The sequence below is a fragment of the Pseudomonas sp. HLS-6 TE3448 genome, from assembly GCF_053629555.1.
The window spans coordinates 1,611,291-1,633,412 of record NZ_JBRJIO010000001.1; the positions used below are offsets into that span (position 1 = coordinate 1,611,291).

Annotated in this window: 21 protein-coding genes; 13 read left to right on the forward strand and 8 right to left on the reverse strand. The window is 61.3% G+C overall.

Going from position 1 to position 22,122, the window contains the following annotated elements:
• Positions 1-94 precede the first annotated feature (94 nt).
• On the forward strand, positions 95-415 hold the full coding sequence (locus AB7M23_RS07545; RefSeq protein WP_065757983.1) for a DUF3077 domain-containing protein: 321 nt from the start codon (positions 95-97) through the stop codon (positions 413-415).
• A 130-nt stretch (positions 416-545) separates the two neighbouring features.
• Here the strand turns inward: AB7M23_RS07545 and rpoH are convergent, their stop codons facing one another.
• The 4 genes from rpoH to ftsY all read right to left on the reverse strand — a co-directional run bounded on the left by rpoH (position 546) and on the right by ftsY (position 4,667).
• A complete protein-coding gene (gene rpoH / locus AB7M23_RS07550) occupies positions 546-1,400 on the reverse strand; it encodes an RNA polymerase sigma factor RpoH (RefSeq protein WP_065757982.1) in 855 nt (284 codons plus the stop codon).
• A 113-nt stretch (positions 1,401-1,513) separates the two neighbouring features.
• Positions 1,514-2,542 carry a permease-like cell division protein FtsX gene (ftsX, locus tag AB7M23_RS07555; RefSeq protein ID WP_065757981.1) on the reverse strand — a complete coding sequence of 343 codons (1,029 nt, stop codon included), beginning with the start codon at positions 2,540-2,542 and terminating at the stop codon, positions 1,514-1,516.
• Positions 2,539-3,210, reverse strand: a complete 672-nt coding sequence (ftsE, locus tag AB7M23_RS07560; RefSeq protein WP_065757980.1) for a cell division ATP-binding protein FtsE — start codon at positions 3,208-3,210, stop codon at positions 2,539-2,541. The genes ftsX and ftsE overlap by 4 nt, the downstream gene beginning before the upstream one ends.
• Entirely contained in the window at positions 3,207-4,667 is a 1,461-nt protein-coding gene (ftsY, locus tag AB7M23_RS07565; RefSeq protein ID WP_454240532.1) for a signal recognition particle-docking protein FtsY, read from the reverse strand. Before ftsY ends, ftsE begins: the two co-directional genes overlap by 4 nt.
• A gap of 230 nt (positions 4,668-4,897) precedes the next feature.
• Here ftsY and AB7M23_RS07570 point away from each other — a divergent pair, with 230 nt between their 5' ends.
• The 6 genes from AB7M23_RS07570 to AB7M23_RS07595 all read left to right on the forward strand — a co-directional run bounded on the left by AB7M23_RS07570 (position 4,898) and on the right by AB7M23_RS07595 (position 12,300).
• On the forward strand, positions 4,898-6,253 hold the full coding sequence (locus tag AB7M23_RS07570; RefSeq protein WP_454240533.1) for a M16 family metallopeptidase: 1,356 nt from the start codon (positions 4,898-4,900) through the stop codon (positions 6,251-6,253).
• Positions 6,246-7,742: a M16 family metallopeptidase gene (locus AB7M23_RS07575; protein WP_065758166.1), complete on the forward strand. Its 1,497-nt coding sequence runs from the start codon at positions 6,246-6,248 to the stop codon at positions 7,740-7,742. Before AB7M23_RS07570 ends, AB7M23_RS07575 begins: the two co-directional genes overlap by 8 nt.
• Entirely contained in the window at positions 7,742-8,335 is a 594-nt protein-coding gene (gene rsmD, locus AB7M23_RS07580; protein ID WP_330522210.1) for a 16S rRNA (guanine(966)-N(2))-methyltransferase RsmD, read from the forward strand. Before AB7M23_RS07575 ends, rsmD begins: the two co-directional genes overlap by 1 nt.
• A 119-nt stretch (positions 8,336-8,454) precedes the next feature.
• A complete protein-coding gene (locus AB7M23_RS07585; protein WP_454240534.1) occupies positions 8,455-9,807 on the forward strand; it encodes a M16 family metallopeptidase in 1,353 nt (450 codons plus the stop codon).
• A complete protein-coding gene (locus tag AB7M23_RS07590) occupies positions 9,800-11,242 on the forward strand; it encodes a M16 family metallopeptidase (RefSeq protein ID WP_454240535.1) in 1,443 nt (480 codons plus the stop codon). Before AB7M23_RS07585 ends, AB7M23_RS07590 begins: the two co-directional genes overlap by 8 nt.
• Before the next feature lie 38 nt (positions 11,243-11,280).
• A complete protein-coding gene (locus tag AB7M23_RS07595) occupies positions 11,281-12,300 on the forward strand; it encodes a hydrolase (RefSeq protein ID WP_454240536.1) in 1,020 nt (339 codons plus the stop codon).
• Here the strand turns inward: AB7M23_RS07595 and AB7M23_RS07600 are convergent.
• Both AB7M23_RS07600 and AB7M23_RS07605 read right to left on the reverse strand, forming a co-directional pair.
• Positions 12,297-13,151, reverse strand: a complete 855-nt coding sequence (locus AB7M23_RS07600; protein WP_065758171.1) for a sulfurtransferase — start codon at positions 13,149-13,151, stop codon at positions 12,297-12,299. The two genes, AB7M23_RS07595 and AB7M23_RS07600, sit on opposite strands and share 4 nt — an antisense overlap.
• A 49-nt stretch (positions 13,152-13,200) precedes the next feature.
• Complete coding sequence (locus AB7M23_RS07605; protein ID WP_065758172.1) at positions 13,201-13,866, reverse strand: TetR/AcrR family transcriptional regulator; 666 nt, start codon at positions 13,864-13,866, stop codon at positions 13,201-13,203.
• A gap of 154 nt (positions 13,867-14,020) precedes the next feature.
• On the opposite strand from AB7M23_RS07605, the gene AB7M23_RS07610 reads away from it, so the two are divergent.
• From AB7M23_RS07610 to ggt, 6 genes are all read left to right on the forward strand, one after another.
• Positions 14,021-15,457 (forward strand): coniferyl aldehyde dehydrogenase, encoded by a 1,437-nt coding sequence (locus tag AB7M23_RS07610; protein WP_454240537.1) that lies wholly within the window; start codon positions 14,021-14,023, stop codon positions 15,455-15,457.
• A gap of 58 nt (positions 15,458-15,515) precedes the next feature.
• The gene (locus AB7M23_RS07615; protein WP_099776506.1) at positions 15,516-16,007 is read left to right on the forward strand and encodes a twin-arginine translocation pathway signal protein; all 492 of its coding nucleotides are present in this window, start codon (positions 15,516-15,518) and stop codon (positions 16,005-16,007) included.
• Between the two features lie 22 nt (positions 16,008-16,029).
• Positions 16,030-17,628: a GMC family oxidoreductase N-terminal domain-containing protein gene (locus AB7M23_RS07620; protein WP_454240538.1), complete on the forward strand. Its 1,599-nt coding sequence runs from the start codon at positions 16,030-16,032 to the stop codon at positions 17,626-17,628.
• Positions 17,629-17,740: 112 nt separating this feature from the next.
• Positions 17,741-18,220 (forward strand): pantetheine-phosphate adenylyltransferase, encoded by a 480-nt coding sequence (gene coaD, locus AB7M23_RS07625; RefSeq protein WP_065758175.1) that lies wholly within the window; start codon positions 17,741-17,743, stop codon positions 18,218-18,220.
• Positions 18,221-18,327: 107 nt separating this feature from the next.
• A complete protein-coding gene (locus AB7M23_RS07630; protein WP_065758176.1) occupies positions 18,328-18,579 on the forward strand; it encodes a YfhL family 4Fe-4S dicluster ferredoxin in 252 nt (83 codons plus the stop codon).
• Positions 18,579-20,267 (forward strand): gamma-glutamyltransferase, encoded by a 1,689-nt coding sequence (ggt, locus tag AB7M23_RS07635; protein WP_454240539.1) that lies wholly within the window; start codon positions 18,579-18,581, stop codon positions 20,265-20,267. Before AB7M23_RS07630 ends, ggt begins: the two co-directional genes overlap by 1 nt.
• A 6-nt stretch (positions 20,268-20,273) precedes the next feature.
• On the opposite strand, the gene mutM is transcribed toward ggt, so the two are convergent.
• Both mutM and AB7M23_RS07645 read right to left on the reverse strand, forming a co-directional pair.
• A complete protein-coding gene (gene mutM, locus AB7M23_RS07640; protein ID WP_454240540.1) occupies positions 20,274-21,086 on the reverse strand; it encodes a bifunctional DNA-formamidopyrimidine glycosylase/DNA-(apurinic or apyrimidinic site) lyase in 813 nt (270 codons plus the stop codon).
• A gap of 3 nt (positions 21,087-21,089) precedes the next feature.
• Complete coding sequence (locus tag AB7M23_RS07645; protein WP_454240541.1) at positions 21,090-21,956, reverse strand: HDOD domain-containing protein; 867 nt, start codon at positions 21,954-21,956, stop codon at positions 21,090-21,092.
• Between the last annotated feature and the right edge of the window lie 166 nt (positions 21,957-22,122).

Genomic DNA, 22,122 nt, shown 5'->3' on the forward strand with positions numbered 1-22,122 from the left:
CAAACTCGCCGGTTTCTCACCCCGCGCATGGCTGCCACCCATTCTGTGAGAAGGAGGGGTGGTCAGCTTCAATAATGAGTTTGGAGGCTGCACCATGAAAAAAATCGTCCCCGATCCGCCGCCCGCCCTTGGCACCACTGCCGCCATCCCTTTTGGCACCTGCCAGTCCAGTCATCCTCCGATGTTCAGCGTTTGCAGCGGTGTCCAGGCCGAAGACGCGCTGGTTCATGCGACCCTATTGCTGCGTGGTATCCGTGACGTTACCGACTACTACTGCCAGCACCATGCCGAAGAAACCGGGCGTGGGATGTTGTGGTCGGTGCTGCATTCGGCGGAAATGGCCAAGGCATTGGTTGAAGGCGTATTGGATGGGATGCCGGTGTCGTCGGCAGGGCCGGCGCCTACGTCAACGTAGCGAGCGCATGATTCTGCAGGGCAGTCGGTTCGCGGCGCCTGTATCGCAGGCAAGCCTGACTCCCACTGGATTGCACAAGGCGGTGTGGGAGTTGGCTTGCCAACGATGGGTTTGGGCCGCTAAGGCGGTCTCAGGCGACGATCAGCGCCTTGACCTTGTTCATCGCGTTTTTCTCCAGCTGGCGAATACGCTCAGCCGACACGCTGTATTTCTCAGCCAGGTCATGCAGGGTGGCCTTTTCTTCGGCCAGCCAGCGCTGGTAGAGAATGTCGCGGCTACGCTCATCCAGGCCTTGCAGGGCTTCGTGCAGGTTGCTGGTGGAGTTGTCGCTCCAGTCGGCATCCTCAAGCTGACGGGCCGGGTCGTAACGGTGGTCTTCCAGGTAGTTGGCTGGAGACTGGAAGGCGCTGTCGTCGTCCGCTTCAGCGGCTGGGTCGAAGGCCATGTCCTGACCAGTCAGGCGGCTTTCCATCTCGCGGACTTCACGCGGCTCTACACCCAGGCTTTCGGCTACACGATGCACTTCATCGTTGTTCAGCCAGGCCAGACGTTTCTTTTGGCTGCGCAGGTTGAAGAACAGCTTGCGCTGAGCCTTGGTGGTCGCGACTTTGACGATCCGCCAGTTACGCAGGATGAATTCGTGGATCTCGGCCTTGATCCAGTGCACGGCGAACGACACCAGACGAACGCCCATTTCCGGATTGAAGCGTTTGACCGCCTTCATCAGGCCAACGTTACCTTCCTGGATCAGGTCAGCCTGGGCCAGCCCGTAACCCGAGTAACTGCGGGCGATATGCACGACAAAACGCAGGTGGGCGAGCACCATTTGCCGAGCCGCCTCAAGATCCTGCTGGTAGTAGAGACTCTCGGCCAGTTCACGCTCCTGCTCGACGGTCAGCAAAGGGATGCTGTTGACCGTGTGTACGTAGGCCTCCAGGTTTGCACCGGGGACCAGGGCATAAGCAGGTTGCAACGAAGTGGTCATACGAAAAAACCTCCGACTCACTGAATTCGTGCCCGTGGGCACTGCCAACATTGACCGGGGAACCCAGAACAAGTTCCCCCAAACGCTACGTCAATGCAGGCAAAAAGACACTTTTATCGCGGTGCGAGCTCGCTCAAGTGACGAGCGACCGCAATCCAAGCACCGATATACCCTAACAACACTGCACCAAGCAAGAGCGATAGACCATCGGCTGGCGGCACACCTGCCAGTGCGAAATCGCTACCGTAGAGGCCAGAAAGCCCGATCACCGCATCATTCAGCCAGTTCAAGCCAAATGCCAGCACGCCCCAGGACAGTACGCCTGCGCCAAATCCGTAGAGTGCGCCCATGTACAGGAACGGTCGACGGACATAGCTATCGGTACCACCGACCAGCTTGATGACTTCAATTTCGATGCGGCGGTTCTCGATATGCAGACGAATGGTGTTACCAATTACCAGCAGCAACGCCGAGACCAGCAGCACGGTCAGACCGAAGACAAAGCGGTCACCCAGCTTCAGGATCGCTGCCAGGCGCTCGACCCAGACCAGGTCCAGTTGGGCCAGTTCAACCCGTGGCAGTTCGGCCAGACGCTGACGCAAGGCCTCGAGGGCCGGTTTGTCGACTTCCTTCGGGGTGACCACGATTACACCGGGTAACGGGTTTTCGGGCAGCTCGCGCAGGGCTTCGCCCAGGCCGGACTGCTTCTGAAACTCGTTGAGGGCCTGATCACGGCTGACAAACTCTGCCTCGGCAACACCCGCAATGCCTTTGATCTGGTCGCGCAAGGCTTCGCCGTCACGGCTGCTGGCGTCCAGCTTCAGGTACAAAGAGATTTGCGCTGCGCGCTGCCAGGAGCCGCCGAGCCGCTCGACGTTGCTCAGCAGCAATGACAGGCCCATGGGCAGGCTCAGGGCGACGGCCATCACCAGGCAGGTGAAGAAGCTGCCAATCGGTTGTTTGCCCAGGCGACGCAGGCTGTCGAGCAGGCTCGAGCGGTGGCTTTCCAGCCACGCGTGCAGCAGGGTGCCGAAGTCCGGGCCGTCATCGTCGTCGTTGCCGCGTTTTTTCTTCTCCGGTGCAGGGTCGGCCGGTTTCGGTGCCACCCGCTCGGAAACCTTGGGACTACGTGTTGCACTCATTGCCCGGCCTCCCCATCGCCGATCAGACGGCCGCGCTGCAAGGTCAGCATGCGGTGACGCATGCGTGCGATCAGTGCCAGGTCGTGGCTGGCGATCAGCACGCTGGTGCCCAGGCGGTTAATGTCTTCGAAAACACCCATGATCTCTGCAGCCAGGCGCGGGTCAAGGTTACCGGTCGGTTCATCGGCCAGCAGCAAGGCCGGGCGGTGAACGATGGCCCGGGCGATACCGACGCGCTGCTGTTGCCCTGTGGACAAGTCGCCGGGGTACAGCTCGGCTTTGTCCGACAAGGCCACGCGTTCAAGTGCGGAGTCGACCCGCTTGGCTACCTCGACCTTGGACAGGCCAAGAATCTGCAGCGGCAGGGCGACGTTGTTGAACACGGTGCGGTCGAACAGCAACTGGTGGTTCTGGAACACTACGCCAATCTGGCGGCGTAAGAATGGGATCTGTGCGTTGCTGATCTGCCCCAGGTCCTGGCCAGCCAGCAGCAACTTGCCGCTGGTCGGACGTTCCATGGCCAGCAGCAGGCGCAGCAAGGTGCTCTTGCCTGCGCCGGAATGGCCGGTGACGAACAGGAATTCGCCCCGACGTACCCGAAAACTCAATTCATGCAGGCCAACGTGACCATTCGGATAGCGTTTGGCGACCTGTTCGAATCGGATCATGGATGCTCCCGCTCGGCAAACAGTGCTTTCACAAAGGGTTCGGCCTCGAAGGTCCGCAGATCGTCGATGCCTTCGCCCACACCAATGTAACGAATTGGCAAGCCAAACTGCTTGGCCAGGGCGAAGATCACCCCGCCTTTGGCGGTGCCGTCGAGTTTGGTCAATGCCAGGCCGGTCAGCTCAACGCTCTGGTTGAAGTGCTTGGCCTGATTGATGGCGTTCTGCCCGGTGCCGGCGTCCAGCACCAGCAGGACTTCGTGTGGGGCAGCCGCATCGAGTTTGCCCATTACCCGACGGACCTTCTTGAGTTCTTCCATCAGGTTGTCTTTGGTATGCAGGCGGCCTGCAGTGTCGGCGATCAGCACGTCGATACCGCGGGCTTTGGCGGCCTGCAGTGCGTCAAAGATGACCGAGGCCGAGTCGGCGCCGGTGTGCTGGGCAATGACCGGGATATTGTTGCGCTCACCCCACACCTGCAACTGCTCGACTGCGGCGGCACGGAAGGTGTCGCCTGCTGCCAGCATGACTTTCTTGCCTTCAAGCTGCAGTTTCTTCGCCAGTTTGCCGATGGTGGTGGTCTTGCCCGCGCCATTGACACCGACGACCAGAATCACGAAAGGCGTGCTCTGCGACTGGATGCGCAACGGTTGTTCAACAGGCTTGAGCAGGTCGGCCAGTTCGCCTTGCAGCGATTTATACAGGGCATCGCTGTCAGCCAACTGCTTGCGCGCGACCTTCTGGGTCAGGCTCTGGATGATTACCGATGTGGCTTCAACGCCGACGTCGGCGGTCAGCAGACGGGTTTCGATTTCGTCGAGCAAGTCGTCGTCGATAGCCTTCTTGCCCAGGAACAGGCTGGCCATGCCTTCGCCGATGCTGGCGCTGGTTTTCGACAGGCCTTGCTTGAGGCGGGCAAAGAAACCGGTTTTGGCTTCTTCGGTACGCTCTGGCGCTGGCTCGACTGGTGCAGCCACAGGCGCAGGTGGCGCTGCCTGAGTGATCGGCGCAGTTACGACCGGCGCAGGTGCAGGTGCAGGTGCAGGTGCAGGTGCAGGTGCAGGTTCGGCGGCTGGCGCAGGCGCTGCAACCACCGGCGGGGTCGATTCGAGCGGCGCAACCGGTGCATCGCGATGGGGAATCGGGGGCGGCGAATGCGGCTCGAGGTCAGCCATCAGTGCCACCGGCTCCTCTGGAACCGGCAAGGTCAACCCGGCAGGCGGTGTTGCCGGGGCCGCAGCGGGGGCAACCTCTGCAACAGGCGTTGCGGGTGTCGGGGCCGAAACAGGGGCGACGTTGATCGCCGGCTCGGCGACGGTTGGCGCGACCTGCTCAGGTACATCCTGGGCGGGCGGCTGTGGCTGTTCGACAACCGGCTGCTTCTTGCGCAGCCAACCGAACAGGCCCTTCTTTTCACCGGCCGGGGCCGGGTTCTTTTTGTCGTCGTTGGAACCAAACATGGAAGACGGCTATCTCAGGGTAGCGATGCGCCACTGTGGCGCCTCAAAAAATTCTTTCAACGCAGAACAGACTATGTTTAAACCGGCTTGTTCATGCGCACATTTTGTCGAGAAGCCTTCGGGCTTGAACCCCGACAGGCATGGTCGTCTGGCAACCGGATCAGTATCCTAGCACCTCCTCGCCCGCAGACGCTAAGACCAAGCGGGCAGTCCTACAGGTTGAACAACGAATGAATGCTCTAGCCCGCCGTGCCACTGGCCTGCTGCTCAGCACAGTTATTCTGCCGTTCGCGGCCTTTGCCGCCGATCCGCAGCCCACTCACGAGTTCACCCTCGACAACGGCCTCAAAGTGGTCGTGCGCGAGGACCACCGCGCCCCCGTGGTGGTTTCGCAGGTCTGGTACAAGGTGGGTTCCAGCTATGAGACGCCGGGGCAGACCGGTTTGTCCCATGCCTTGGAGCACATGATGTTCAAGGGCAGCGAGAAACTTGGCCCTGGCGAAGCTTCTCGCATCCTGCGTGACCTGGGCGCCGAAGAAAACGCCTTCACCAGCGATGACTACACCGCCTATTACCAGGTGCTGGCCCGCGACCGTTTGCCGGTGGCCTTTGAGCTGGAAGCCGACCGCATGGCCAGCCTGCGCCTGCCTGCCGACGAATTCAGCCGTGAAATCGAAGTCATCAAGGAAGAGCGCCGCCTGCGCACCGACGATCAGCCGACTGCCAAGGCCTACGAGCGGTTCAACGCGATGGCTTATCCGGCCAGCGGCTACCACACACCGACCATCGGCTGGATGGCCGACCTTGAGCGCATGACCGTCGAAGACCTGCGCCATTGGTATCAGTCCTGGTATGTGCCGAACAACGCCACCTTGGTCGTGGTCGGCGACGTCACCCCGGACGAGGTCAAAACCCTCGCCCAGCGCTTTTTCGGCGGTATTCCCAAGCGTCCGGTGCCCTCGGCGAAGCTTCCGCTGGAACTGGCCGAGCCTGGTCTGCGCCAGCTGACGCTGCATGTGCGCACCCAACTGCCGAGCCTGATCTACGGCTTCAACGTACCGAGCCTGGCAACCGCCAAGGACCCGAGTACCGTACACGCCCTGCGCCTGATCTCGGCCCTGCTTGATGGGGGCTACAGCGCCCGCCTGTCTACCCGCCTCGAGCGTGAGCAGGAACTGGTTTCCGGGGCGTCTACCAACTACGACGCCTTTGCCCGTGGTGACAGCCTGTTCGTGATTTCGGCCACGCCCAATACCCAGAAGAACAAGACCCTGGCCGACGTCGAGGCCGGTATCTGGAAGCTGCTCGAAGAGCTGAAGACCACGCCGCCGTCGGCTGAAGAGCTTGAGCGTGTTCGCGCCCAAGTGATCGCCGGGTTGGTCTACAACCGCGACTCCATCAGCAGCCAGGCCACCACCATTGGCCAGTTGGAGACGGTTGGCCTGTCCTGGAAGTTGATCGACAACGAACTGGACGAGCTGAAAAACGTGACCCCGGCTGACATCCAGAAGGCCGCGAGCACCTACTTCACCCGCGAGCGCCTGAGCATCGCCCACGTATTGCCCGAGGAAAAGGCTCATGAGTGAGCGCACGACTCCCCGTTACACCCTGATGGGCCTGGGTATCCTGCTGGCGGTGGCACTGCTGGCATTCTTCCTGGCCCGCCCTGCCCAGTCCGATAACGCTGCGGTCGCAGAACAACCGGCGGCAAAGCCAAGCAATACCTTGCAGTCGCTGGCTGAGCTCGACGACAAGGCGCCGAGTCGCCGCCAACTGGATATCCAGACCTGGAACACCGCTGAGGGCGCCAAGGTGCTGTTCGTCGAAGCCCGTGAGCTGCCGATGTTCGACCTGCGCCTGACTTTCGCTGCAGGCAGTAGCCAGGATGGCGATGCCCCTGGCTTGGCGACCCTGACCAATGCCATGCTCAACGAAGGCGTTGCCGGTAAGGACGTCAGTGCCATTGCCGAAGGTTTCGAAGGCTTGGGTGCCGATTTCGGTAACGGCGCCTACCGCGACATGGCTGTTGCCACCCTGCGTAGCCTGAGCAGCACAAGCAAGCGTGAGCCTGCGCTCAAACTGTTCGCTGAGGTGGTCGGCAAGCCGACGTTCCCGAGCGATGCACTGGCGCGAATCAAGAACCAGTTGCTGGCGGGTTTCGAGTACCAGAAACAGAACCCCGGCAAACTGGCGAGCCAGCAACTGTTCGAACGTCTCTACGGCAGCCACCCCTACGCTCACCCGAGCGATGGCAATGCCAAGAGCATTACCCCGATTACCGTCGAACAACTGCGTGCTTTCCATGCCAAGGCCTACGCCGCAGGTAACGTCGTGATCGCACTGGTGGGTGACCTGAGCCGCGAAGACGCCGAAAAGATCGCTGCCCAGGTGTCTGCCGCGCTGCCTAAAGGCCCGGCACTGGCCAAAGTCGCCGAGCCGAGCGAGCCCACGCCGGGCGCCAGCCATATCGACTTCCCGTCCAAGCAGACTCATCTGCTGCTCGCCCAATTGGGCATCGACCGCAACGATCCGGATTATGCCGCGCTGATGCTGGGTAACCAGATCCTGGGTGGCGGTACATTCGGCACGCGGCTGATGAGCGAAGTACGGGAAAAACGCGGCCTGACCTACGGGGTGTACTCCGGGTTCACGCCGATGCAGGCACGTGGGCCGTTCCTGATCAACCTGCAGACCCGCGCCGAACTCAGCGAGGGCACCCTGAAACTGGTTCAGGACATTCTGCGTGACTACCTGAAAACCGGTCCTACCCAGCAAGAGCTGGACGACGCCAAGCGTGAGTTGGCCGGCAGCTTCCCGCTGTCCAATGCCAGCAACGCCAGTATCGTTGGCCAACTGGGCGCTATCGGCTTCTACAACCTGCCGCTGACCTACTTGGAAGACTACATGCAGCAGTCCCAGAGCCTGACCACCGAGCAGGTCAAGGCGGCGCTGAACAAGCACCTGGTGGCTGACAAGATGGTCATCGTTACGGCGGGGCCGAGTGTGCCGCAAAAGCCTTTGCCACCCCCTACAGACAAACCCGCCGAGCAACCGCTCGGTGTTCCGGAGCATTAATGGCAAGTCCATCCGCAAAACCGGCCCGTGCCCACAATGGCCAGGGCCAGCTGCGCATCATTGGCGGCGAATGGCGTAGCCGTCGTCTGAATTTCCCCGACGGCCCAGGCTTGCGCCCGACCCCGGACCGGGTGCGAGAAACCCTGTTCAACTGGCTGGCTGCCTACATCGAAGGCGCGCGTGTGCTGGATGCTTTCAGTGGCAGCGGGGCGTTGTACCTTGAAGCGTTGTCGCGCGGTGCCGCCTCTGCGGTAGCGCTGGACAACAATCCGGCTGCGATTGCCAGCCTCAAGCAGAACCTGGAACTCCTGCGCTGCACGCTTGGCCAGGTTATCCAGAGTGACGCCCAGCGTTACCTGCAGGGCGAACCAAGTGCTCCCTTTGATGTGGTGTTTCTCGATCCGCCGTTTCACCAGGACCTGCTGAGCACGACCTGCAGCCTGCTTGAAGAGCGCCAATGGCTGGCGCCACGCGCCTGGATCTACACCGAGAGTGAGGCCGCGCCGTCGAGCCTGCACATGCCCGGCAACTGGCGGCTGCACCGGGAGAAAAAGGCCGGCCAGGTGCACTACGCGTTGTGGCAGCGCAGCTGATCGCACATCAGGCCCGCCGCTCGGCGGGCCTGACACCTCAATAACTATCTACACCCATCCCCTTTGGCAGAACACAGAAGCTACTCCGGCAATTGATGCCACTTTATGGAGTACTTCCCATGATCAAAAAAACCTTGCGATGGGCGCTCGCCTGTCTTGCCCCCGGCCTGCCGCTATTGGCAACGGCCAGTGAACCCGCCCCCTTGCAGCACTTCACCCTCGACAATGGCCTGCAGGTCATTTTGCGAGAAGATCGGCGTGCCCCTCTCGTTGAATCGCAGCTGTGGTACCACGTCGGCTCCAGCTACGAATACCCCGGCCAATCGGGATTGTCCCATGCATTGGAACACTTGATGTTCGAGGGCAGCAGCAAAATCGGCCCCGGCCAGATTGCAAAGATATTCGCCCGCATCGGGGCCACGGAAAACGCCTTCACTACACATGACGCCACGGTATTTCACCAGACCTTGCCCAGCGACCGGCTTGCAATTGCCTTGGAGGCAGCCGCTGACGCGATGGAAACTGCACGTTTGGGCGCAACGGAATATGCGCGTGAGATCGAGGTAGTAAAGGCTGAGCGCCGCCGCCGCGTGGACAACGCGCCGATCATGTTGGCTCAGGAACGGGTCCAGGCCCACGCTTATGCGCAGAGCAGCTACCGGACGCCGACAATTGGTTGGGCAAACGACCTTGAACAGATGCGCGTTGAGGAGCTGCGGCAGTGGTATCGCGACTGGTATGTCCCCAACAACGCCACCCTTGTGGTGGTGGGTGACGTAAGCCTTGAAACGCTTAAACCCATGGTCGAGCGTTACTTCGGCGCCATTGCGCGCCGAGACACTCCGGTGAAGAAAGTGCCTCGCGAGCAGGGTAGCGTGGGCGAGCGCCGCCTGGACTTGCGCCTGCCCCAGTTGGAGCCTGGCCTGATACTGGCCTTTAACGTCCCCAGTGCTGCAACGGCTGAAGCGCCTCATCTGCCCCTGGCATTGCGCCTGATTCCTCAGATACTCACGGAAGGCTTCAGTTCACGCATGAACGCCCAGCTGATCCGTCATGAAAAAATGCTGTCCTATGTACAGTCTTCCTACGAGCCCTACCGACGCGGCGACACGCTGCTGACGCTGGATGCGTTCCCAAACCCGACCACCCAGCCCGCATTGGCTGACGTCGAAATGCGGATCTGGGAAATGCTCGAAGCACTCAAGTCCACGCCACCTACAGCAGCCGAACTGGCACGTGCCAAAGCGCGTTTGATCGCTTCGCAGGTGTATGTCCGCGACGAATTGGGTGCACAGGCCGATGCCATCGGCGAGTTCGTCGGCAGCGGTTTACCGCTGACCTACCTCAACGACGAAATCCAGGCACTGCAAGCTGTCACCGCCGAGGATGTTCAGCACGCCGCCCAAAGCCTGTTGACGCGTGAGCGTTTGACCATTGCCCATCTGCAGGCCAAGGAGGCCGACCATGAATAACCTCAAGGCACGTATGCGTCATGGCGTGATTGGCGTATTAAGCGTTGCGCTCTTCACCCTGATGACCTCTACCGCCGCAACAGCAACGGACGAACTGTTCGGTGGGCTTACCTCACCTCACGAGATTGATCTGCTCAGCCACCCCGAGATAAAGCAGGACATTCAGACCTGGCGTACCGACGCAGGCACTCAGGTGCTATTCGTGCATTCGCCTGGCCTGCCCATGTTTGATCTGGTGCTGAAGATTGATGCCGGCAGCGTCCGGGATGGCGACACGCCCGGGTTATCAGCGCTTACCGTGAGCATGCTCAACGAAGGAACCAAAGACTACAACACCGACGAAATTGCCGAACTGTTCGAGCGGCACGGCGCTAAGTTCTCGACCCGTTACGAAGCGGACTCTGTCTCTGTTTCGCTGCGCAGCCTGAGCGCTGCCGAGCACCGTATACCGCTGGTTGAGCTGTTCGCCGAGGTGGTTGGCAAGCCCACGCTGGGCGCCACTCAGTTGCAGCGGTTGAAAGGGGAGATGCTCAATCAGTTGAACGATGACAACAATTGGATGCCGTTTTTCCTGAAGAACGAGTTATATGCCCAGCTCTTTCGTGGCCACCCCTACGCCCAGCCGTCAGGGGGCACGCCAGAGGGTATTGCAGCGGTTACCCGCGAAGCCTTGCACAGGTTTCACAGCCAGACCTACACCCCCCAGAACATGGTCATTTCACTGATCGGTGATCTGGCGCTGGAGGAGGCCAAGGCCATTGCCGAAACCGTTAGCCAGGCGCTGCCCGAGGGGCCGGCTCAACCTCCGATTGCCAGTACGCCAGAAGCTGAGCCTGAGGTTCTGCATTTTGAGCGCCCGAATGCACAAACCGATGTCATGCTGGCATTTCCGAGCGTCACGCTAGACGACCCGGATTACGTTGCCATGGAGATTGCCAGTATTTTATTGGGCAACCATCCCAACGCACGTCTGACGAATGAACTGCGCCATAAACGTGGGCTGACCTATGGTGTTGTGGCCACGTTCATGCCGTTCAAGGCTGGCGGTTCGTTGCAGATCAAATGGGATGTAGAGCCCCGCTACAACGAGGCTTCTCAAGCGTTGGTCAGTGAGATGCTGGAGACATTCCTGCGTAACGGCCCCACCCAAGAAGAGCTGGACCTGGCCAGACAGCTATTTCGTAGCGAAGCGCTCAACTCAATTTCGGTCAACGCCCTCGCGGTGCGGAAAATTTCTGCCATAGGCTTCAACGGTAGGCCGCTTGATTACATTCAGCGGCAACAGGAAGAGGCTTTCGCCTTGACGCCAGAGGCTGTCAGGCTTGCTGTAAATCGTAAGTTGGACCTCACGAAGTCGGTGTTCATCAGTGTGGGCCCCGAGGTGCCTCAGGAGCCGTTGCCTGATCTCTCGTTGATTGCGCAAACCGACGAATAGAGGCGGTACAAGCATTCAGGTTTGTGGCAACGTAGTCGATGCACGAAGAGGAATCGACGTTGGCCGCAGCCTTCAATACCCCTGTCTTTCGCCCAGCCCCCGGGCTGGGCAACCCCCATCTGCAAACCTTGTGGGGCCCGCTATGGCGCAAGCTTGCGGTGCCGTCGCGCCGGCGTGAACGCCTTTGGCTCAAGGACGGTGACTTCCTTGACCTTGACTGGCATGGCCCGCACAGCATTGATGCGCCTCTTGTGGTGTTGTTGCATGGCCTCACCGGTTCTTCGTCATCGCCTTATATCCTCGGCGTGCAGCAGGCACTGGCCCTGCAAGGCTGGGGCAGTGTCGCGGTGAACTGGCGAGGCTGTTCAGGCGAGCCGAACCTGTTACCGCGCAGCTACCACTCTGGCGCCAGCGAGGACCTTGCCGAAGTCATCGCTCACCTGCAGGCTCAGCGCCCTATTGCACCGCTCTATGCTGTTGGCTACTCGCTGGGTGGCAACATATTGCTCAAATACCTGGGCGAGACCGGTACAGCCTGTCCTTTGCAGGCCGCCGTGGCGGTTTCGGTGCCGTTTCGCCTGGATCAGTGTGCCGACCGAATTGGCCAGGGCTTTTCGCGGGTGTATCAAGCCCATTTCATGCGCGCGATGCGGGCTTACGTGAAAGACAAGCAGCGGCATTTCCAGCGCCACGGCCATCAGGAGGGGTTGTCGGCTATCGAGCGCCTGGGGTCACTGGAGCATTTGCGCACGTTCTGGGATTTTGACGGCAAGGTCACTGCGCCGCTGAACGGCTTTGCCGACGCCCATGACTATTACCGGCGTTCATCGAGTCGTTACTTTCTCGGGGAAAATCGGACGCCAACGCTGATCATCCAGTCCAGCGATGACCCCTTCGTGTTTCGCCACAGCCTGCCGGGTAACAACGAGCTGTCGACGCAGACCACTCTGGAACTGCATGCCCACGGTGGGCATGTCGGTTTTGTCGACGGGAGCCTGCGCCACCCCGGCTATTACCTGGAGCGGCGCATTCCGCAGTGGTTGGCCAGCGGTGCTTAATCGCCGGTGGCGACAGCGTTTTGCGGGTCGGTAATCCACTCGCTCCAGGAGCCGGCGTACAGCGTTGCCAGCGGGTAACCGGCCAGGCACAGGGCAAACAGGTTATGGCAGGCGGTCACGCCTGAACCGCAATAGGCCACCAGGTTTTCTGGCTGACGCGCGCCCAGAACAGCAGCAAAGCGTTGGCGCAACTGCTCGGCCGGCAGGAAACGGCCATCAGCGCCCAGGTTATCGGTGAAGGCTGCGCACTGGGCGCCCGGGATATGCCCTGCGACCGGGTCGATAGGTTCTACTTCGCCACGGAAACGCGGCAAGGCACGGGCATCAAGCAAGGTCAGCTCCGGTGAGCCCAGACGTTTGTTCAGTTGCTGCGCCGAAACCAGCATGGCCTGATCCGGTTTGCCGGAAAAATGTCCTTCTCGTTTTTCTGCGGGGTCCAGGCTCAATGGCAACCCTGCGGCGTGCCAGGCCTTGAGCCCGCCGTCGAGCACATAGACGCCACTACGCTTGCCCAGCCAGGCCAACAGCCACCAGGCTCGCGCGGCAAAGGCGCCCGGGCCATCGTCATAAAGCACGACGTCACTGTCGTTATCCACGCCCCAGCTTTGCAGGCGTTCAATCAACCGCCCTGGCTGGGGGAGCGGGTGACGTCCACTCACGCCCTTGACCACCGGGCCGCTAAGGTCGCGCTCCAGATCGGCGAAATGCGCACCGGCGATATGCCCTCCGGCATAACTGCGCTGACCGTAATCGACATCGTCCAGGGCAAAGCGGCAATCGAGCACCACCAGCTTTGGCTGTTCGAGCCGTTCGGCCAGTTGCTCAGGGCTCATCAGTTGCGCGAGGGGCATGACCATCTCCTTATCGTTCAAATAGGGTGAGTAGCAAAGGCCGGGGGCGTCACTGCTCCAGTGCCTTGTTCAGCGAAACGTAGAATTCTTCACACAGGGCATCCACCGCCGGGCGCGCCTGGGCGGTGACGAAGCCCAGCTCAAGTACCAGCACCTGATAAACGCCACGCTTGAACGCTTCTTCACTCAGGTGCGCGGAATGCTCGCGGGTCGTGCAGAGAAACCGCACCCAGGAGGTCAGCACGATCCAGGCATTGAGCGTCAATGATTCGATCTGTACGGCATCCATCGCAACGATGCCGGCTTCGACGAAACCGCGATAGATCGCCTGCCCCTGCAGCAGGCAGCGCTGAGAAAAGCGGCGGTAACGCGAGGCCAGTTCCTGGTCGCTGTCGAGCAGGTGCTCAAGGTCGCGGTGCAGGAAGCGATAGTTCCACATCGCGGCCAGCAATTCCTTGAGGTAGAAGCGCTTGTCCTCCACGGTCGCCATCCGCCCTTCTGGCGGGCGCAGGAAACTGTCCACCTGCTCTTCGTACTGCGTGAACAGTACGGCGATGATTTCCTGCTTGTTAGCAAAGTGGTAGTACAGGTTGCCGGGCGAAATCTCCATGTGAGCGGCGATGTGATTGGTACTCACACTGCGCTCGCCTTGCTGGTTGAACAGCTCCAGGCTGTTCTGCACGATGCGTTCGCGGGTATTGATTCGTGGGGCCATGGGTCAGCTCCCAAAACATGAGCTTGAATGATTAGGCCCATCTTACGGTTTATCGACCGCAGGATGTACCCGGGCAGAGGCTTTTAAAATTGGTACAACAGTGCAATATTAGAGCATTAGCTCTATTCATATTGCCCCTGTCGTGGAGCACTGCATGACCGTCGACACTGCCAGTACGCTACCGCTAGCCACTGCACTTGATGCAATGAACGCGACCTTTGCCGCTCAACGACAGGCCTTTGCCGGTAACCCGATGCCGCCTGCGGCTCAGCGTCGGCAGTGGTTGAAGCACCTGCGCCTGGCGCTGTTGGAACATCAGGACGAACTGGTCGAGGCGATTGGCTGCGATTTTTCCACGCGCAGTGCCGATGAAACCCTGCTGGCCGAACTGATGCCCAGTGTTCAGGGCCTGCGCCATGCCGAGCGACATCTGCAGCGTTGGATGAAAGCGGTTCGGCGCCCGGTCGGCCTGGCGTTCCAGCCTGCCAGTGCGCGGGTGGAGTACCAGCCATTGGGCGTAGTCGGGGTGATCGTGCCCTGGAACTACCCGCTGTTTCTTGCCATAGGCCCGCTGACCGGCGCCCTGGCAGCTGGCAACCGGGTGATGCTCAAGCTTAGCGAAGCCACGCCGGCCACTGGCGAACGGCTCAAAGGCCTGCTGCAGAAGGTCTTTCCCGATGACCTGGTCAGTGTGGTGTTGGGCGAGGCCGAGGTTGGCGAGGCGTTCTCACACTTACCGTTCGACCACCTGCTGTTCACGGGCGCGACCTCCATCGGGCGCAAGGTCATGCAGGCCGCCGCACAGAACCTGACCCCCGTGACGCTGGAACTTGGGGGTAAATCCCCGGCGATCGTCTCGGCGGATGTACCACTGGAGGCTGCAGCCGAACGGATTGCTTTTGGCAAAACCCTGAATGCCGGGCAAACCTGTGTTGCCCCGGACTATGTACTGGTGCCCGAACAGCGCTTGGCCGGGTTTGTCGACGCCTACCGCAAGGCGGTACAGCGGTTCTATCCACAGATCGCAGGTAACCCGGACTACAGCGCCATCATCAACTCGCGCCAGTTGGCCAGGCTCAATGACTACCTCAGCGATGCGCGCGACAAGGGCGCGCAGGTGCTCGACCTGTACCCCGGCGAGCACAGCGAAGGCCGGCAGTTGGCACCTCACGTGCTGCTGCAGGTCAACGACGACATGCGGGTCATGCAGGACGAAATCTTCGGCCCGCTGTTGCCCGTTGTGCCCTATCGCCAGCTTGACGATGCCCTGGCCTACGTCAACCAGCGGCCTCGCCCGCTGGCGCTGTATTACTTTGGCTATAACCGCCAAGAGCAGCAGCGCGTGCTGGAGCAGACGCACTCCGGTGGGGTGTGCCTGAACGACACCCTGTTGCATGTTGCTCAGGATGACCTGCCGTTTGGTGGCGTCGGCCCTTCTGGCATGGGCCATTACCACGGGCATGATGGTTTCCTGACCTTCAGCAAGGCCAAGGCTGTGCTGGTCAAGCAGCGATTGAATGCGGCACGGCTGATCTACCCGCCTTATGGCAAGGCCCTGCAAAAGCTGGTGTACAAACTGTTCATCCGTTAATTCGGCGATACCCCCGGGCCCAATAACAATGACTACATGCCTGCCTGACCTGCACACACTGAACCGGCGCAGCCTGCTCAAGCTGGGGCTCGGCGCCACCGCGCTGCTTGCCACGGTTGGGCTGGGTGGTTGCACACCGGCGCCGTCGGCCAAGGGCTTGCAGGTACTGCGCGACAGCGACCTGCCGATGCTGCGGGCGCTGATTCCCGTGGTTCTGGAAGGCACGGCTGCAGTGCACACGGTGGAGGCGGTGCTGCGTAGCCTGGATGACAAGCTCGCCTGCCTCTCCCCAGCCATGTTGAAACTGACCCGACAGCTACTCGATGTGCTGAGCCTGCCCCTGACCCGAGGCCCGCTCACCGGCGTATGGGGCGCGTGGGACCAGGCGAGTAGCGAGCAGATCCATGCCTTTCTGAAACGATGGCAGCACAGCACCTTCGACCTGCTACGCATGGGGCATGGCTCATTGCTTCAACTGTTACAGATGGCGTGGTACAGCCTGCCCGATGCGTGGGCCGACTGTGGCTACCCCGGCCCGCCGAAAATCTGACCCCCTTATCCAGAGCACCGACATGCCCGTACCCGATCTGTTCCGCGAAGGCCTTGCCCGCGGCTGGAAGACCTACGACGGTTCGACACTGAGCCAGGATCTGACGCTGGAAGCCGATGTGGCGATCATCGGCAGCGGTGCCGGCGGCGCTACCACTGCCGAGTTGCTCAGCGCCGCCGGGCTCAAGGTGCTGCTGATCGAAGAGGGGCCGTTGAAGACCAGTAGCGACTTTCACCTGCTCGAAGACCAGGCCTATGCCAACCTCTATCAGGAGGGCATCGGCCGCATGAGCAAGGACGGCGCCATTACCATCCTGCAAGGCCGGGCGGTCGGTGGCACGACGCTGATCAACTGGACCTCAAGTTTTCGCACGCCGGCGCAAACCCTGGACCACTGGGCCACCGAGCACGGGGTCAAAGGCCACAGTGCCGAAGCACTGGCGCCATGGTTCGAACGCATGGAAAAGCGCCTTGGCATTGAGCCCTGGGCCATGCCGCCGAATGCCAACAATGAGGTGCTGCGCCGCGGCTGTGAGCAGTTGGGTTACGCCTGGAAGGTCATTCCTCGCAATGTGCGTGGCTGCTGGAACCTGGGCTATTGCGGTATGGGGTGCCCGGTCAACGCCAAGCAGTCGATGCTGGTCACCAGTATTCCGGCGACGCTGGAGCGCGGCGGCGAGCTGCTGTACCTGGCCCGTGCCGAGCGGCTGGTGCATAACGGCGAACGTATCGCACAGTTGGAGTGTGTGGCCATGGACAGCCGCTGCGTTTCGCCCACGGGCCGGCGCATCACCATCAAGGCGCAGCACTATGTGCTGGCCGGTGGCGGTATCAACAGCCCGGCCTTGTTGTTGCGCTCCGATGCGCCAGACCCACATCAACGTCTTGGCAAGCGCACCTTCTTGCACCTGGTCAATTTCAGCGCCGCGCAGTTCAAGGACACCGTGAACCCGTTTTACGGCGCCCCTCAGTCGATCTACTCCGACCATTTTCAATGGCGTGACGGCGTTACCGGGCCCATGGCCTACAAGCTGGAGGTGCCGCCCCTGCACCCGGCGCTGGCCAGTACCCTGCTAGGTCACTTTGGCCGCGAGAATGCCCTGCGCATGGCGCAACTGCCGAACACCCATGTCATGCTGGCCCTCATGCGTGACGGCTTCCATCCACAGAGTGTCGGTGGCGAGGTGTCGCTGCGTGATGATGGTTCACCCGTGCTCGACTATTCGATATCCGATTACATCTGGGATGGCCTGCGTCGCGCCTTCCACAGCATGGCCGAGATCCAGTTCGCGGCTGGGGCACAGGCGGTGCTGCCGCTGCACAGTGACGCGCATTACGTGAAAAGCCTGGCCGAAGCCCGGCTGATGATCGACGGCCTGAACCTCGAACGCTATCTTGTCCGCTTGGGCAGCGCCCATGTCATGGGTGGCTGCGCCATGGGTGAAGACCCGCGCCAGGCAGTGTGCAATAGCCTTGGCCAGCATCATCAGTTGGCCAATCTGTCGATTCACGACGGCTCGTTGTTCCCTACCAGCATTGGCGCCAACCCACAGTTATCGGTGTATGGCCTGAGCGCCAGGCTCAGTGATGCCTTGGCCAAGCGCCTGTCGAAAGGCGGGTGACAAGCCTTATTCATGCTGTCTATAGTGCCATCAGCCTGTGCATGCGACTTGGCCGACTGCAGAGGCTGCGCTACCATCCGACTCCCCAACGCACTCCTGCCAGGACGACGCGATGAACCGAGTGTTGTACCCAGGGACATTCGACCCTATTACCAAGGGCCATGGCGATCTGGTCGAACGCGCCTCGCGCCTGTTCGACCACGTGATTATCGCGGTTGCCGCCAGTCCCAAGAAGAACCCGCTGTTCCCACTGGAACAACGGGTCGAGTTGGCGCGCGAGGTCACCCGTCATCTGCCCAATGTCGAAGTCATCGGCTTCTCCACGCTGCTGGCGCATTTTGCCAAGGAGCAGCAAGCCAATGTCTTCCTGCGAGGTTTGCGCGCAGTGTCCGACTTCGAGTACGAGTTCCAGCTGGCGAACATGAACCGCCAATTGGCCCCGGATGTCGAGAGCCTGTTCCTGACGCCCTCCGAACGCTATTCGTTTATCTCCTCCACCTTGGTGCGTGAAATCGCAGCCTTGGGTGGAGACATCAGCAAGTTCGTTCATCCAGCGGTGGCCGACGCCCTGACCCAACGCTTCAAGAAGTGATTCTTCCGGCCTGAACCGAGCGCCCGCGTGCATCGCGGGCGCTAATGCGGCACAATTACGCCATTGGTTTTCACATGCCAGGGCCAGATGCCCAGGCCGGAGTCCCCATGTCCCTGATCATCACCGACGACTGCATCAACTGCGACGTCTGCGAACCCGAGTGCCCGAACGCCGCTATTTCCCAGGGCGAAGAGATCTACGTGATCGACCCGAACCTGTGCACCCAGTGCGTCGGTCACTACGACGAACCGCAATGCCAACAGGTTTGCCCGGTTGACTGCATCCCGCTGGATGAAGCCCACCCGGAAACCCATGAAGAACTGATGATCAAGTACCGCAAGATCACCGGCAAGGCCTGATGACCGGTAGCGCCGCGCTTCGCTCACTGTTGCTTGGCGCCGCGCTGGCGCTGTGTGCCACGCAGGCCTTGGCCGACGGCCCGGGGCGGGCGGCGATTGCCAGCCCGCACCCGGAAGCCACGGCAGCCGCCCGGGAAATGCTGGAGCAGGGCGGTAACGCGTTCGATGCGGCAATTGCCGTGAGTGCCGCCCTGGCGGTGGTTGAGCCTTATGGTTCTGGGCTGGGTGGCGGTGGGTTCTTCCTGCTGCGCCAACCCGGCTCACCGGTCCGCTATCAGTTCATCGATGCCCGCGAGCGTGCGCCGGGCAAGGCCACCGCGACCCTGTACCTCAAGGACGGCAAGGTTCAACCGGGCCTGTCGATCAATGGGCCGCTGGCTGCCGCTATTCCAGGCCTGCCTGCCGCGCTGGCCGACCTCGCTGCCAACTACGGCAGGCTGCCGCTAAACCGCTCGCTGGCGCCGGCCATTCGCCTGGCCAATCAGGGTTTTGCTGTCGACCGGGTTTACCGCGACCGTGCCCAGATGCGCCTGGCTGCCCTGCGTGACGACCCGGAAAGTGCGCGCTTGTTCTTGAAAGACGGTGACGTCCCGGCGTTGGGTACGTTCATCCGCCAGCCTGAACTGGCCGTCACCCTGACACGCTTGGCCGAGCAGGGTCATGACGGCTTCTATGCCGGCGCCACGGCCAAGGCACTGCTCAGTGGCGTGCAGGGTGCAGGCGGTATCTGGCGCCAGGACGACCTGAACGACTACCGCGTCGTTCACCGTGAACCGTTGCGCTACCCGCTGGCCGAGCACCGCGAGCTGATCAGCGCACCACCGCCGTCTGCCGGTGGTGTGGCCCTGGCACAGAGCCTGGCCATGCTTCAGCGCCTGCCCTGGCAGAGCGCCGACAGCGTACAGCGCAGTCATTACGTGCTTGAAGTGCTGCGCCGCGCCTACCGAGACCGTGGCCTGCTGGGCGATCCGGATTACGTCAGTAACCCGATCCCCCAGTTGCTTTCGCGCGGTTACCTGCAGGGGTTGGCCGATGGCATTGATACCTACAAGGCGACCCCCAGTGTCGATTTGCCGCCAGCGCCGGCCTGGCGCGAAGGCGACCACACCACTCATTTCGCTGTGATCGACGCCGAAGGCAATGCGGTAGCGGCTACCTTGTCGGTCAACCTGCCGTTTGGTGCCGCTTACAGTGCCCCAGGTACGGGTGTGGTGCTGAACAATGAAATGGACGACTTTGCAGCAGACCCCAGCGGCAGCAACAGCTACGGGCTGGCCGGCAGCCAGGCCAATGCGGTAGCCGCCGGCAAGCGACCGCTGTCGAGCATGAGCCCCACGTTTATCGAGAGCCCCAGCCAGTTCGCCGCCTTTGGTACGCCTGGCGGCAGCCGCATCCCGAGCATGGTGCTGTTATCGGTCATGGCGTTTCTTGATGGCCGGCCCGTGGCCACGTGGCCAGCGGTACCGCGCTACCACCACCAGTACCTGCCGGACGTGGTCGAACACGAGCCGGGGGCGTTCAGTGCCGAGCAGCAGCGCGAGTTGCAGGCGCGTGGTTACACGCTCAAGGACGTGGGCCGCGCCTATGGCAATCAACAGGTGCTGTTCTGGGACAAGGCCGGGCATACTCTGGAGGCGGCCAGCGATCCACGCGGGCTGGGCACCTCCGAGGTATTCAGTCCACGCTGAGGCTGCTCAGGTCTGGCAGTGCGGGCAGTACACGCTGGCGCGCTGCCCGAGGCGTACTTCTCGCAAGGTGCTGCCACACACCTTGCACGGTTCTTCCCCGCGCCCGTAAACGAACAGTTCCTGCTGGAAATAGCCAGGCTGGCCGTCGCCACCGATAAAGTCACGCAAGGTGGTACCGCCACGCTCGATGGCACTGGCCAGGATTCGTTTTATTTCGATAGCCAGTTTCAGGTAGCGCGCCCGGGAAATGCTCCCCGCTTCGCGTCGAGGGTCAATGCCGGCGGCAAACAACGCCTCGGTCGCATAGATATTGCCGACGCCCACCACCACCGCGTTGTCCATGATGAATGGCTTGACCGCCATTGAGCGTCCCCGCGATAGCTGGAACAGGCGCTCACCGTCAAACAGATCGGTCAGCGGCTCAGGCCCCAGCTTGATCAGCAGTTCATGGTGCAGTGGGTCGAGGCTCCAGAGCATCGCGCCAAAGCGCCGGGGGTCGGTGTAACGCAGTGCCAGCCCGGACTCCAGCTCGATGTCCACGTGCTCGTGCTTGAGCGCTGGCAGGCCGATTTCTACCAGCCGCAAGTTGCCGGACATGCCCAGGTGACTGATCAATGTACCGACTTCGGCGTTGATCAGCAGGTACTTGGCCCGCCGTTCGACGCTGACGATACGCTGGCCTGAGAGGCGAACATCAAGGTCTTCGGGGATCGGCCAGCGCAGGCGCCGGTCACGCACGATCACCCGTTTGACCCGCTGACCTTCCAGATAGGGCGCGATCCCGCGTCGTGTTGTTTCGACCTCTGGCAATTCAGGCATCGATCAATGCCCACCCAGGTCGCGGATGGTTTGCTTGAGGTTTTCGAAGTCGTACTCAGGCAAGCCGACGTAATCGAGCACCAGATGGCTGATGGTGTTCCACTCATGGTCTTCGCTCTGGCCACCCAGCACCCGGTGCGAAGCGCAAATATGCTCGGCCATCTTCAGGATCGACAGCAGGTTCTTCAACTGGCTGTTACGCGCCGATTCATCACTGAATACCGCCAGGGCGTTGTGATGATTGGCAATGGCATTGCTCAGGTGTTCCGGCAGGCGCCACGACTTGGCGGTGTAGTAGCCGACCACGGCATGGTTGGTGTTGAACACCTGGTTTTCGGTATCGACCACCCGTTGGCCGGGCCCGGCGCTGGCGTAGGCGTCTTCGACCACGCTCATGTACTCCGGGAAACGCTTGAGCATCAGCGGGATGCCACAGTCGTGGAACAGCCCCAGGGCATAGGCCTCGTCCACTGCTTGCGAGCCCAAACGCTTTGCCAGGGTCATGCAGGTCATGGCCACGTCCTGGGCGTTGTCCCAGAAACGGTTCAAGGTGACGATGGTTTCATCGCTCATCTCGCCCTTGATCGACTGCGCATTGATCAGGTTGATGATCGAACGGCTACCGAGCAGATTCACCGCGCGCTGAATCGAAGCGATCTTGTTGGTCAGGCCGAAATGCGCTGAGTTGACCAGCTTGAGCAGTGCCCCAGAAAGCCCCGGATCCTGGGATATCAGCTTGGCGATCACCTCCAGGTCTGGATCAGGCATGTACTGCTCCATTTGCAGATCAACCATGATTTGCGGCTGGGGCGGTACACTGATGCCCTGAAGGGCCTGCTGAATCTGTTCGGAGGAGAGTTCTTGGGACATAAGTACACACTCGGGGCTGAGCGGCGATTTTAACCTTGCCCTGCGCCCAAGTAACACCGGCAGATGGCGCAATTGCAACTAATTGCCACCTCGGTTCACCACTTGGCGGCTATTTATCCTCGGCCACGCGTTGAAGCTCGTCGACGCGTTATACTCCCGCTCTTTT